This is a genomic window from Curtobacterium sp. VKM Ac-2887 (assembly GCF_015350935.1).
Lineage (GTDB): Bacteria > Actinomycetota > Actinomycetes > Actinomycetales > Microbacteriaceae > Curtobacterium.
Map to the genome: position 1 here is coordinate 73,836 of NZ_JADKSB010000008.1, position 12,878 is coordinate 86,713.

The 12,878-nt window shown below is 70.4% G+C and carries 14 protein-coding genes and 1 pseudogene; 8 read left to right on the forward strand and 7 right to left on the reverse strand.

Annotated elements, in window-relative coordinates:
* Positions 1-75: 75 nt before the first annotated feature.
* Positions 76-513 carry a PTS sugar transporter subunit IIA gene (locus ITJ69_RS10920; RefSeq protein ID WP_027466426.1) on the forward strand — a complete coding sequence of 146 codons (438 nt, stop codon included), beginning with the start codon at positions 76-78 and terminating at the stop codon, positions 511-513.
* Complete coding sequence (locus ITJ69_RS10925) at positions 510-1,676, forward strand: mannitol-1-phosphate 5-dehydrogenase (RefSeq protein WP_194672766.1); 1,167 nt, start codon at positions 510-512, stop codon at positions 1,674-1,676. Before ITJ69_RS10920 ends, ITJ69_RS10925 begins: the two co-directional genes overlap by 4 nt.
* 72 nt (positions 1,677-1,748) lie before the next feature.
* Here ITJ69_RS10925 and ITJ69_RS10930 read toward each other — a convergent pair whose 3' ends face one another.
* Positions 1,749-2,708: a diacylglycerol/lipid kinase family protein gene (locus ITJ69_RS10930; RefSeq protein ID WP_194672767.1), complete on the reverse strand. Its 960-nt coding sequence runs from the start codon at positions 2,706-2,708 to the stop codon at positions 1,749-1,751.
* Between the two features lie 186 nt (positions 2,709-2,894).
* On the opposite strand from ITJ69_RS10930, the pseudogene ITJ69_RS20970 reads away from it, so the two are divergent.
* The 6 genes and pseudogenes from ITJ69_RS20970 to ITJ69_RS10960 all read left to right on the forward strand — a co-directional run.
* Positions 2,895-3,599: pseudogene (locus tag ITJ69_RS20970) on the forward strand (ice-binding family protein); the annotation flags it as partial.
* Entirely contained in the window at positions 3,585-4,160 is a 576-nt protein-coding gene (locus tag ITJ69_RS20975) for a putative Ig domain-containing protein (RefSeq protein ID WP_323743086.1), read from the forward strand. The pseudogene ITJ69_RS20970 and the gene ITJ69_RS20975, both read left to right, overlap by 15 nt.
* Positions 4,161-4,170: 10 nt before the next feature.
* Positions 4,171-5,103, forward strand: a complete 933-nt coding sequence (locus ITJ69_RS10945) for an NADP-dependent oxidoreductase (RefSeq protein ID WP_194672770.1) — start codon at positions 4,171-4,173, stop codon at positions 5,101-5,103.
* A gap of 132 nt (positions 5,104-5,235) precedes the next feature.
* Complete coding sequence (locus ITJ69_RS10950; protein ID WP_123672268.1) at positions 5,236-5,781, forward strand: DUF805 domain-containing protein; 546 nt, start codon at positions 5,236-5,238, stop codon at positions 5,779-5,781.
* A 70-nt stretch (positions 5,782-5,851) separates the two neighbouring features.
* A complete protein-coding gene (locus tag ITJ69_RS10955) occupies positions 5,852-6,430 on the forward strand; it encodes a DUF805 domain-containing protein (RefSeq protein WP_194672771.1) in 579 nt (192 codons plus the stop codon).
* A complete protein-coding gene (locus ITJ69_RS10960) occupies positions 6,427-7,209 on the forward strand; it encodes a DUF805 domain-containing protein (protein WP_194672772.1) in 783 nt (260 codons plus the stop codon). Before ITJ69_RS10955 ends, ITJ69_RS10960 begins: the two co-directional genes overlap by 4 nt.
* Positions 7,210-7,279: 70 nt before the next feature.
* On the opposite strand, the gene ITJ69_RS10965 is transcribed toward ITJ69_RS10960, so the two are convergent.
* From ITJ69_RS10965 to ITJ69_RS10990, 6 genes are all read right to left on the reverse strand, one after another.
* The gene (locus ITJ69_RS10965; protein WP_111086631.1) at positions 7,280-7,924 is read right to left on the reverse strand and encodes a TNT domain-containing protein; all 645 of its coding nucleotides are present in this window, start codon (positions 7,922-7,924) and stop codon (positions 7,280-7,282) included.
* Positions 7,925-7,976: 52 nt separating this feature from the next.
* A complete protein-coding gene (locus ITJ69_RS10970; RefSeq protein WP_123292177.1) occupies positions 7,977-8,747 on the reverse strand; it encodes a succinate dehydrogenase iron-sulfur subunit in 771 nt (256 codons plus the stop codon).
* Position 8,748: 1 nt separating this feature from the next.
* Positions 8,749-10,542: a succinate dehydrogenase flavoprotein subunit gene (gene sdhA, locus ITJ69_RS10975; RefSeq protein WP_123338916.1), complete on the reverse strand. Its 1,794-nt coding sequence runs from the start codon at positions 10,540-10,542 to the stop codon at positions 8,749-8,751.
* 49 nt (positions 10,543-10,591) lie between these two features.
* Positions 10,592-11,038, reverse strand: a complete 447-nt coding sequence (gene sdhD, locus ITJ69_RS10980) for a succinate dehydrogenase, hydrophobic membrane anchor protein (protein ID WP_111086628.1) — start codon at positions 11,036-11,038, stop codon at positions 10,592-10,594.
* A gap of 11 nt (positions 11,039-11,049) precedes the next feature.
* A complete protein-coding gene (gene sdhC, locus ITJ69_RS10985) occupies positions 11,050-11,499 on the reverse strand; it encodes a succinate dehydrogenase, cytochrome b556 subunit (RefSeq protein WP_131881384.1) in 450 nt (149 codons plus the stop codon).
* Positions 11,500-11,577: 78 nt separating this feature from the next.
* The gene (locus tag ITJ69_RS10990) at positions 11,578-12,813 is read right to left on the reverse strand and encodes a glycosyltransferase family 4 protein (RefSeq protein WP_228505418.1); all 1,236 of its coding nucleotides are present in this window, start codon (positions 12,811-12,813) and stop codon (positions 11,578-11,580) included.
* Between the last annotated feature and the right edge of the window lie 65 nt (positions 12,814-12,878).

Consider the following 12,878-nt stretch of genomic DNA (forward strand, 5'->3'; position numbering starts at 1 on the left):
CGAAGTGCAGTATCGGAGGGGACGGGGACATCCCCGTCCCCTCCGTCACGTCCTCGAACACCAAGGAGAACCACGATGCCCGTCCTGCAGGAGAGCCAGATCCGGATCCACACCGAGGACACCGCGCCGACCAAGTCGGAGGCGATGAAGGAGGCGGCCGAGATCCTCGAAGCTGCGGGCGCGGTCACCGCTGACTACTACCCGGCGATGCTCGAGCGTGAGAAGAGCGTTTCCACGTACATGGGCAACTTCCTCGCCATCCCGCACGGCACGAACGACGCGAAGGACGCCATCAAGTCGTCCGCGCTGTCGTTCATCCGCTACGCCAGCCCGATCGACTGGGACGGCAACCCCGTGCGCTTCGTCGTCGGCATCGCCGGCGTGAACAACGAGCACCTCGACATCCTGTCCAAGATCGCGATCGTGTTCTCCGACGAGGACGAGGTCCAGAAGCTCACCGACGCGGCCGACACCAGCGCGATCCTGTCGATCCTCGGCGAGGTCAACGAGTGAGCACCACCGATCGGGGCACCGCCGTCCACTTCGGTGCCGGCAACATCGGCCGCGGCTTCGTCGGCCTCCTCCTGCACGAAGCGGGCTACGAGGTCGTGTTCGCCGACGTCGCCGCGCCGCTCATCGACGCCCTCGCCGCCGCCGACTCGTACACCGTGCACGAGGTCGGCACCGGAGCGCAGGACCACGAGGTCACGAACTTCCGCGCCCTCAACAGCGCGCAGGACGAGGACGGCGTCGTCGCCGAGATCGCCACTGCCGCGATCGTCACCTGCGCGGTGGGCCCGAACGTCCTGAAGTTCATCGCCCCGGTGATCGCGCGGGCGCTGCAGCAGCGCGACGCGGACGCTGCGCCCATCGCCGTGATGGCGTGCGAGAACGCCCTGAACGCCACGGACCGTCTGCGCGAGTTCATCGTCGACGCGCTCCCGGCCGAGGGCCGTGACGCGGCACTCGCGAAGGCCGTCTTCGCGAACACCGCCGTCGACCGCATCGTGCCGGCCCAGCCCGAGGGCGCCGGACTCGACGTCACCGTCGAGACCTACTTCGAGTGGGCCATCGACCGCACGCCGTTCGGCGGCAACGAGCCGGAGATCCCCGGCGCGCACTACGTCGACGGCCTCGCCGCCTCGATCGAGCGCAAGCTCTTCACGGTGAACACCGGGCACGCCACCGTCGCGTACCACGGCTTCGTCGCCGGGGCCGACAAGATCTCCGACGCCATCGCGATCCCCGCGGTGCGCTCCGAGCTCGAGTCCGTCCTCGCCGAGACGAGCGACCTGCTCGTCCGCCGCCACGAACTCGACCCCGAGGTGCACCGCGCCTACGTCCAGGCGATCATCGCCCGGTTCGAGAACCCGCACCTGCCCGACACGGTGACACGCGTCGGCCGGCAGCCGCTCCGCAAGCTGTCGCGTGACGAGCGCTTCGTCTCGCCCGCCGCGGCGCTGGCCGAGGACGGCACCGAGCCGACCGCACTGCTCGACGCGATGGGCGCGGCGCTCCGCTTCGACGTCGCCGACGACGAGCAGAGCGTCGAGCTGCAGGCGTTGCTGGCCTCGGACGCGTCCGATGCCGACGTGGTGACGCAGGTCACCGGCCTCGCCGCGGAGCACCCGCTGCACGCAGCGTTCGCGGACCGGGTGCGTGTCGCGCGCGGCTGACGCTCTCGACGTGGCCCGGTGAAGACGGGAGGCCCGGTGCCAGCTGGCACCGGGCCTCCCGTCTTCACGTGGTCACCGCGACGGCCCCACCCGGATGGTGAGCCCGCCGTGGTCCACCGTCAGCCGCACCGCCACCACGGTGCCGAACGGGTCGCCGTCGAGCTGGACCTGCTCGGGCTGGTCCAGCTCGAGGTCGAGGACCCGTGCGCTCGTGTACCGAAGCGTCCGGGTGGCCGGGATGAGCCACGACAGGAACCGGCCGAACCCGGTCCGGTGGAAGAAGCGGTTCAGCGACAGGCCGTAGCCGACGCCGGCCCAGCCGACCGTCCGACCGGGGCGGAACGCGACCGCGTCGAGCACCCCGTCGTCCGGCTTCGCGGCGGGCAGCAGCAGGACGCCGGCGGTCAGGGTGCCGCAGTTGCCGACGATGACCGTGTGCGCCCGCATCGTCCGGGTGTCACCGTCGTCGAGGCGGTACCGCAGGTCGATCTGCCGGTTGCCGATCACGGACCGCATGATCGGGTCGGAGTACGCGAGCCACCCGAACCGCTTCTTCAGGCGTGCGTTGGTGTTGGCCGCCATGTTCGCGTCGAGGCCGATGCCCGCCATCACCAGGAAGGCGTGGCGCGTCGTCGTGCCCTGCGGGTCGGTGAGCTCGGCGAACGCGAGGTCGACCGGCCGATCGGTCCCACTGAAGGCGGCTCGGACCGACCCGGCGACGTCGTTCAGCGGGATGCGCAGGTTCCGGGCGTACAGGTTCCCGGTGCCGACGGGGAGCACAGCAAGGGGCACGCCGGAACCCTGCAGCACCTCGGCTGCGACGCGCAGCGTGCCGTCGCCGCCGACGACCAGGACGACGTCCGGCGCGCTGGCGAGTGCGTCGGTCGCGGCGGCGCGGCCGTCGTCGGACGCCGCGGTCTCGAACCAGGTCGTGGGAGCCCAGCCGCTCCGGTCCTCCTCAGCCGCGACGGTGTTGCGGAGCACCCGCAGGTCAACCTTGGACGGGTTGACGACGATCGCGGCGCGCGGCATGTGAGGACGATACCGAACAGCCGTCGTCGGCCGGAACGGACGGGTCCTGTCCGGTATCGGCTGATCCGGGCGAACCTGGGAGTCAGGACCTCGGAACACATGCGATCCGGACACACTCGGGACACGGTGAACGCCGGGTGTCTCCGATGCCCGATCGGCTCTTCGCCATCTCAGGCAGGGGCCTCCGTGGCCAGAACGCCCATCCTCCGTCCGCTCATCGTCGTCAGCACCGGGATCGGGTTGGCCGCAGCGCTCGCCCTCGGCGCCTCCTCAGCCGCGTCCGCCGCCACCATCATCGACGGCCCCGTCGGTCTCGGGACCGCAGCGAGCTACGGCGTCCTCGGCGCGCAGACCGTGACGAACACCGGGCCGACCGTGGTCAACGGTGACCTCGGCGTTTCGCCCGGTACCTCGATCACCGGCTTCGGCGGCACCGGCAACGGGACCGTGAACGGCACCGTGCACCAGACCGACGCGGCGGCCGCGTAGGCCCAGTCGGACACCACGACCGCCTACAACGTGGCCGCTTCGCTGACGCCGACGCAGACCGGCCTCCAGGAGCTCAACGGGCTCAGCCTCAGCCCGGGCGTCTACAACGGCGACACGCTGCAGCTCGCGAACACCGGCCAGCTCACCCTGGCCGGCAGCGCGGACTCCGTCTGGGTGTTCCAGGCCGCGTCGACCCTGACCATCGGGTCCGGCACGAGGATCGTCATCACCGGTGGCGCGAGTTCGTGCAACGTGTTCTGGCAGGTCGGCAGCTCAGCGACCATCGGCAGCGCCGCCCAGTTCCAGGGCACCGTCCTCGCCGACCAGTCCGTGACCGCCACGACGGGTGCGACGGTCGTGGGCCGACTGCTCGCCCGGAACGCAGCGGTGACGCTCGACGACAACACCATCACCCGGCCGACGAACTGCCCGGCTGCGGGGACGCCGTCCGAGAGCGTCGCACCGACGATCACCTCGGGCACCCCGACCGACGCGACCGCCGGCACGCCGTACTCGTTCCCCGTCACCGCGACGGGCAACCCGGCACCGACGTACTCCGATGGCGGAACCCTCCCGCCCGGACTCACGATCAACCCGGACACGGGCGTCATCTCCGGCACGCCGACCACGCCCGGCACCACGACGGTGACGATCACGGTGGACAACGGCACGGCACCGCCGGACACCGAGACCTACGTCGTGACCGTCCGTGCGCCGGCACCGACGCCCACGGCGACGCCGACCGCTTCGGCTCCCGTGCTCACCGCTCCCACGTCGACAGCACCCGCGGTACCGGTGGTCGGTGGAGGCGACAACGGCGGCGGTACGACCGAGCTGGCCTTCACCGGCAGCGACCCGACGATCCCGCTCGCCGCGGCAGGCGCGATGCTGCTCGGCGGCATCGCCGTGATGGTGCTCCGTGCACGGACCCTCCGCGCACGCCGCCGGCGGATCGGGGCGTAGCGTCGGCCGCATGACGAAGCACTGGGTGGCACCGCGGTTCGGCGGCAGCGAGGTCCTCGAGTTCGTGGACACCGAGGTCGCCGCACCCGGACCCGGTGAGGTCACCATCGCGGTCCGCGCCGCCGGCATGAACCCCGCCGACACGAAGCACACGCGGCAGGGCGACCCGGCCGACCTGCCCGTGCCCGTCGGCTACGAGGTCGCCGGCGTGCTCACCGCCCTCGGACCGGACACCACCATCGCCTCCGGCGGGGGAGCGGTCGGCGACGAGGTCCTGGCGTTCCGGATCGCCGGCGGTTGGTCGTCGTCCCTCACCGTCCCGGCCGCGGACGTCTTCGCGAAGCCCGTCGGGCTCGGCTTCCCCGAGGCGGCGAACCTGTTGCTCGCGGGCACCACCGCAGCCGACATGCTGCGCGTCACCCGTGCCGCGGGGCGCGACACCGTGCTGGTGCACGGTGCCTCCGGAGCAGTCGGCGTCAGCCTGCTGCAGCAGCTTCGCCTGCTCGGCGCGCGCGTCATCGGCACCGCCTCCGAGCGGGGTGCGGACGTCGTGCGACGCTTCGGCGGCGAGTGGGTCGCGTACGGCGACGGCCTGGAGGCACGGGTCCGGTCGCTCGCACCCTCCGGCATCGACGTGGCACTGGACTGCGTGGGCACCGACGAGGCCGTCGACGTCTCGCTCGCGGTGGTCGCGGACCGCGACCGGATCGTCACCATCGCCGCGCAGGCGCGCGCCGCCGAGGCGGGGTTCGCCGCCGTCGGTGGGGCGCAGCCAGCGAGCAAGGCGTTCCGCGACTCGGTGCGGCAGCGACTGATCGACCTGGCCGGGGCCGGACAGCTCGAGGTCCCGGTGGCGCGGACGTTCCCGCTCGCCGAGGCGAAGGCGGCCGCGGAGCTGCTGGAGTCCGGGCACCCCGGCGGCAAGCTGGCACTGCTGCCCTGAGTCGGTCGGAGCGCCGGTCGGAGCCCTGTCGGAGCGCAGTCGCTGCGCTGTCCTCCGCTGGGGGGACGCGTCCTGCCGCCGCCGCTGCCAGACTCGACGGTGATCGCAGTCGGCCTCGGAAGGAACGAACCAGTGAGTGACCAGTACCCGCCGCAGAACCCGTACGGCCAGCAGCCCGGACCGTACGGCCAGCAGCCCGGACCGTACGGACAGCAGCCCGGACCGTACGGCCAGCAGCCCGGACCGTACGGCCAGCAGCCGACCGGCCCGCGCCAGCCCCCGCTGTGGGCGCCCTGGTACGGGATCCCGTTCGTGCAGGCGTTCCCGCGGTTCTGGAAGAAGTACGTCCGGTTCGACGGCCGCGCAAGCCAGTCGGAGTTCTGGTTCTGGGCCCTCTGGTACGTCATCGGCTCGGCGGCCACCGGCATCGTCGGCGGGTTCTTCAACGTGCTGCCGTTCTTCGACGACGCGTCGAACGGGTTGAGCGGGCTCTGGGCCCTGGCCTGCGCTCTCGGCTTCATCGCCCTGACGGTGCGACGACTGCACGACGTGAACCTGAGCGGGTACTTCGCCTTCCTCTTCATCATCCCGCCGCTCGGCGTCCTGTTCTCGCTGATCGTCGGTCTGATGGGGTCGAACCCGCAGGGACAGCGGTACGACGAACCGCACCGCGGGTAGCGAGCGACGGCCGCGCGACGGTTCTGGTTGACTCGGACCCGACTACCAGCCAACGATCGAGGGGGACACCGTGAGTGACCAGTACCCGCAAAACCCGTCCGGCCAGCAGCCGGGCGGCCAGCCGAACCCGTACAACGGAACGCCGCAGTACGGCCAGCAGCCGGCGACCGGCCCGAACGGCGAGCCGCCGATCTGGGCCCCCTGGTACGGGATCTCCTTCGGCAAGGCCGTCGGACGCTTCTTCAAGAAGTACGCGACCTTCAGTGGCCGCGCGAGCCGCAGTGAGTTCTGGTGGTGGTACCTGGCGAACGCGATCGTCGGCATCGTCCTCGGCATCCTGTACGGCATCGGCTTCGCCACGTCGGAGCGCTCGACGGTGTCGATGTCGACCGCGACCTCGGCGAGCGTGCAGTCGACCGTCACCAGCCCGTCCGCGCTCTTCGTGATCGCCGGCATCCTGATCGGGCTCTGGAGCCTCGCGATCATCATCCCGACGCTCGCCCTCGGCTGGCGACGCCTGCACGACGCGAACCTGCCCGGTGCCCTGTGGATCATCGCGATCTTCGTCGGCATCGTCGGCATCGTGTTCGGCCTGCTGCCCTCGAACCCGCAGGGCGAGCGCTACGACCGACCGACCGGCGCTCGATGAGCAACGACACACCGCAGTGGGGCCAGCCCGGCGGCGACCAGCCGTCCGGGCAGCCTGACCCTGGGCAGCAGCAGCAGCCGCAGCCGCAGCAGCCGCAGCAGCCGCAGCAGCCGGGGTACGGGCAGCAGCCCGGTCCGTACGGCCAGCAGCCTGGTGCCTACGGGCAGCAGCCCGGTCCGTATGGCCAGCAGCCTGGTGCCTACGGGCAGCAGCCCGGGTACGGCCAGCAGCCTGGCCAGTACGGCCAGCAGCCCGGCTACGGCCAGCAGTACGCCGACCCGTACCCGCAGGCCGGTCCGCCGATCCCGGTCGGGCCCGACGGAGCTCCGCCGCTGTGGGCACCCTTCTACGGTGCAGGGTTCCTCGACGCCTTCACGCGCTTCTTCAAGAAGTACGCCCGGTTCGACGGACGCGCCAGCCGCAGTGAGTACTGGTACTGGGTCCTGGCGAACGCGATCGTGACCCTCGTTCTGTACGGCGGGTTCATCGCCGGCATCATCTCGTGGAGCGTCTCGGCCTCGACCACCGACGAGTACGGCTACACCCAGACCGAGGGTGCACCCCCGGCGTGGATCTTCATCCTGCTCGTCCTGTACGGCATCTGGTGGCTCGGGACCCTCATCCCGAACATCGCACTGGGGTGGCGCCGCGTGCACGACGCGAACCTCGCCGGTCCGCTCTGGCTCATCGGGATGTTCGTCGGCATCGCCGCGATCGTGTTCGGTTGCCTGCCGCCGAACCCGGCTGGTGCGCAGTACGACCGCCCCGACCAGGCGTAGCAACACTGAACGGCAGTCGGCCCGCACTGCGCGAAAGCGCGGTGCGGGCCGACTTTCGTCGTGCGGGGTGTCAGACCACGCGGAGTCGAGCCAGTGCACCGTCGACGACGAGGTCGCGCACGGTGACCGTGGGATCGGCGATCTGAAAGCGGAGCGCGCCGCCCGGCTGCTCGAACCACGGCTGCACGAAGCGGACGTTCACCATGAACGGGCGCTCGACCAGGTAGCGATGGGTCTCCGGGACGCCGGCGACGTGCGGCGGCAGCGACCGGCTCGGCAGCGGGGTGTCGAGCGGGTGCAGCAGGTAGCCGTCCGGACCACCGATGCGGTCGACGGGGACGCCCGCGGGGATCTGGATGGTCAACCCCTGTTCTCCGGCCTGCGACACCTGCTGCGCCAGCTGCGGGTACGTCGACGCCGCACGGTCACGGAGCCCGTCGAGCTCGTGCCGGGCGATGTCGCGCGGAGCCGGGAACGGCCGGTTCAGGAACCGACGGAGCATCTCGACCGCGTCCTCCTCGCCGCGCGCGGTGGCGAGACGACGGGCCGTGCCGTAGTCGACGACCTCGAGCGCGAACTCGTCGGACGCCTCGGCCGGGACCACGCGGAGCGCGCCCTCGACCGGCGGCTCGTGCAGGGTCTCTCCGGGGAGCTGCACGTAGCGGATCGTGTAGCCGAGCTGGTCGAGGATGGGGCGGGTGGCCGCGAACGTCATGGAGCGGAGCCTATCGGTGGAGTCGATGTCGAGTCTTGGACGACCCCGAGTGTCAGGCGCGGCCCCGCATGACGGCCTGCTTGACCTCGGAGATCGCCTTGGTCACCTGGATGCCACGGGGGCAGGCGTCGGTGCAGTTGAAGGTGGTCCGGCAGCGCCAGACCCCTTCCTTGTCGTTGAGGATGTCGAGGCGGACCTCGGCGGCATCGTCACGCGAGTCGAAGATGAAGCGGTGCGCGTTCACGATCGCGGCCGGGCCGAAGTACTGCCCGTCGGTCCAGAACACCGGGCACGACGAGGTGCACGCGGCGCAGAGGATGCACTTCGTGGTGTCGTCGAAGCGTGCGCGGTCGGCCACTGACTGGATGCGCTCCTTGCCCGGGGTGGGCGCCGTCTTCGGCTGCAGGAACGGCTGGACCTCGCGGAAGGACTTGAAGAACGGCTCCATGTCGACGACGAGGTCCTTCTCGAGCGGCAGGCCCTTGATCGCCTCGACGTAGATCGGCTTCGAGACGTCGAGGTCCTTGATCAGGGTCTTGCACGCCAGCCGGTTCCGGCCGTTGATGCGCATCGCGTCCGAGCCGCAGACCCCGTGGGCGCAGGAGCGTCGGAACGTCAGGGAGCCGTCCTGGTCCCACTTGATCTTGTGCAGGGCGTCGAGGATGCGGTCGGTCGGCAGCATCATGACGTCGAAGTCCTGCCAGCGCGGCTCGTCGTCGACGTCCGGGTCGAAGCGCCGGATGATGAGCGTGACGGAGAAGGACCCGGGAGGCGCGTCGGTGGTGTCGGTCCGGGGTGCGTCGGAGACCAGGGTGTCGGTCATCTCAGTACTTCCTCTCCATCGGCTGGTACCGGGTCACGACGACCGGCTTCCAGTCCAGCGTGATGTGGTCGTCGGCGAGTGACGAGTGCGGGTCGCCCGTCAGGTACGCCATCGTGTGCTGCATGTAGTTCTCGTCGTCGCGCTTCGGGTAGTCGTCGCGCATGTGGCCGCCGCGGCTCTCCTTGCGGTTGCGGGCCGAGTAGACGACCACCTCGGCCAGGTCGAGCAGGAACCCGAGCTCGACGGCCTCGAGCAGGTCGGTGTTGAACCGCTTGCCCTTGTCCTGCACGGAGACCTGCATGAAGCGGTTCCGGAGCGTGTGGATGGTCTCGGTGACGCGGGCGAGGGACTCGTCGGTGCGGAACACCTGGGCGTTCTTGTCCATCTCGTCCTGCAGCTCCTTGCGCAGGACGGCGATGCGCTCGGTGCCGGTCGAGGCGCGCAGCTGGTCGAGCATCGCCCGGACGCCGGCAGCGGGGTCTTCGGGCAGCGGGAGGAACTCGGCGGTCTTGACCCACTCGGCGGCGTTGTTGCCCGAGCGCTTGCCGAAGACGTTGATGTCGAGGAGCGAGTTCGTGCCGAGACGGTTCGAGCCGTGCACCGAGACGCAGGCGCACTCGCCGGCGGCGTAGAGGCCGGGGACGACGGTGGTGTTGTCGTAAAGCACCTGCGCGTCGGTGTTCGTCGGGATGCCACCCATCGCGTAGTGCGCGGTCGGCATCACCGGCACCGGCTCGACGACGGGGTCGACGCCGAGGTAGGTGCGGGCGAACTCCGTGATGTCCGGGAGCTTGGTCTCGAGGACCTCGGCACCGAGGTGCGTGCAGTCGAGCAGGACGTAGTCCTTGTTCGGGCCGGCACCGCGGCCCTCTGCAACCTCTTGCACCATGCACCGGGCGACGATGTCGCGTGGGGCGAGGTCCTTGATGGTGGGGGCGTAGCGCTCCATGAAGCGTTCACCAGAGGCGTTGCGCAGGATCGCACCCTCGCCACGAGCACCCTCGGTCAACAGGATGCCGAGGCCTGCGAGGCCGGTCGGGTGGAACTGGAAGAACTCCATGTCCTCGAGCGGCAGACCCGTGCGCCACACGATGCCGACGCCGTCGCCGGTCAGGGTGTGCGCGTTCGAGGTGGTCTTGTACATCTTGCCGAAGCCACCGGTCGCGAAGATCATCGCCTTGGCGTGGAACACGTGCAGCTCACCCGTGGCGAGCTCGAACGCGACGACGCCGGCCGGCTGCTTGCGCGTGACGCCGTCCTCGCCCACGACGTCGACCATGATGAGGTCGAGCGCGTAGAACTCGTTGTAGAACTCGACGCCGAGCTTGACGCAGTTCTGGAACAGCGTCTGCAGGATCATGTGGCCCGTGCGGTCAGCCGCGTAGCAAGCGCGACGGACCGGTGCCTTGCCGTGGTCGCGGGTGTGGCCGCCGAAGCGACGCTGGTCGATCTTGCCCTCGGGCGTGCGGTTGAACGGCAAGCCCATGTTCTCGAGGTCGATGACGGCGTCGATGGCTTCCTTCGCCAGGATCTCGGCGGCGTCCTGGTCGACCAGGTAGTCGCCGCCCTTGATCGTGTCGAAGGTGTGCCACTCCCACGAGTCCTCTTCGACGTTCGCGAGGGCCGCGGCCATCCCGCCCTGCGCCGCACCGGTGTGCGAGCGGGTCGGGTAGAGCTTCGAGATGACGGCCGTCTTCGCCTTCGGGCCGGCCTCGATCGCGGCACGCATGCCCGCGCCTCCTGCGCCGATGATGACGATGTCGAACTGGTGGTGGTGCACGGTGGTCTCGGTCACAGGGGTCTTTCCGTAGACGGTGGGAAGGCGGTCGGCAGCGGGGATGGTGCTACTGCGCCGGGCAGAAGGAGGGCAGGTCCGCGGCGGCTGCGCCGGCGGGGCACGGGTCGAACGTCCAGCAGACGAGCAGGCCGAGGACGATCAGCACGACGCACGCGATGAGGATCGCGGCGAGGAGCGTCTTCCGGATGCCCGGCTTCGACACGTAGTCGTTGACGATCGTGCGCATGCCGTTCGAGCCGTGGATGAGCGCCAGGACGAGCATGAGGGAGTCCCACACCTGCCAGAACGGGTTGGCCCACTTGCCGGCGACGAAGGCGAAGTCGATCTGCTTGACGCCCTCGCCCGCAACCATGTTGACGAAGAGGTGGCCGAAGATCAGCACGACGAGCAGGACGCCCGAGCCGCGCATGTAGATCCAGCCCCACTTCTCCCAGTTGGTGGAGCGGCGGGCGGCCGAGGCGGAACGGGGAGGTTCGACGATCTGCGTGGTCATCAGGTGCCCCTCTAGTTGAAGTCCGCGAAGAGGTTCATGAGCTGGCGGGGCAGGAAGCCCGCGATCGCGATCGCCCACAGGACGATGACGACCCAGAACATGGCCCGCTGGTACTTCGGCCCCTTGGACCAGAAGTCGACGAGGATGATCCGGAGCCCGTTGAACGCGTGGAACACGATGGCCATCACCAGGGCGATCTCGCCGATGTTCATGATCGGGGTCTTGTACGTGCCGATGACCGCGTTGTACGCCTCGGGTGAGAGGCGCACGAGTGCCGTGTCGAGGATGTGCACGAGCAGGAAGAAGTAGATCGCGACACCGGTGATCCGGTGCAGGACCCACGACCACATGCCGGTCGATCCGCGGTACAGCGTGCCCTCGAGCTTCCGAGAGGCGCGGGGCGCCTCGATCGTGACGTCGGGGACGGCGGTCGCCGTACCGCCGCCGGTGGGCTCAGCCATGAGCTCGTCCTTCCATAGGACGGGCTCGCCCGATCGGCGAGCCCTTGCCGTTCGTGTTCGTGTGGAACACGTCCCATCCTATGCGCGGGTGCTGACCTTCTCGTCCCGACCGGCCCGCAGGCCCCGACCCACGGGCGGCGCGCCGATGTTCCTGGCCGTGTCGTGGTGCCCCAGGAGCTGGTCGCCGACGGCCTCCCACGTGGTGCCCTCGACCCGGAGACGGCCCGCCGATCCCATCCGTTCCGCGAGTGCGCGGTCGTGGTGGAGCCGCAGGACCGCCTGTCGCAGGGCCTGTGGTGCGTCGGTGTCGTAGAGCTCGCCGTCGAGTCCGGGGGCGACGAGGTCGAGCGGACCACCCGACGCCGGCGCGATCACCGGCAGCCCCGAGGCGTGCGCTTCCTGGAGGGTCTGCCCGAAGGTCTCGGCCGGACCGGTGTGCACGAAGAGGTCGAGCGAGGCGTACGCGTCGGCGAGGGCGTCGCCGCGCAACGGTCCGGTGAAGGTGACGTCGAGGTGCCGCAGTCGCCGTTCGAGCAGCGCGCGGGACGGTCCACCGCCGGCCACGACGACGCGGATGCCGGGGATCCCGCCGAGCTCGGCGAGCCGTTCGACCTCCTTCTCCGGGGCCAGCCGTCCGACGTAGCCGACGATCGTCTCGCCGTGCGGCGCGATCCGGCGTCGGAGCGCTCGGACGTGGGCGGACTCCCGTCGGGCCGGGTGGAAGAGCTCGGTGTCGACCCCGCGCCCCCAGCGGGCGACGCGGGGGACCCCGTCCTCGGCGAGCATCGCGGCGGTCGCGCTCGACGGCGCGAGCGTCAGCGAGGCGCCGGCGTGGATGCGGCCGAGGATCCTGCGGACCAACGGGACGGTCGCCGTCAAGCCGTTGCGGCGGGCGAAACCGGCCACGTCGGTCTGGAAGACGGCGACGGAGGGGATGCCGAGCCTCCCGGCTGCCGTGATCGCGCGCCCGCCCAACAGGAACGGACTCGCGGCGTGGAGCACGTCGGCGCCGGAGGCGGCGAGGATCGTGTCGAGGACGGGGTGGGGGAGTGCGACGGGGAACTGCCGGTACGCGACGGCGGGGATCCGGTGCACGTCGAAGGAGCGGTAGCGCTCGACACTGCTGCGGGACCGGAACTGCGCGAGCCCCGGGGTGTCCGGTGCGATCACGACCGCGCGGTGGCCTCGGCGTTCCAGGTGGTCGAGGACCGCCAGGACGCTGGTGGTCACGCCGTTGAGGGTGGGCAGGAAGCTCTCGGTCACGACGGCGACGGTCCGGGGGGACGTGCCGTGCTCCACGCTGCGTGCGCTCATGGTGCTGCCCATGCTCCGGGCGTCACGTGACCCCGCGGGGCCGACGACGTGAACGGGGCGGAGGC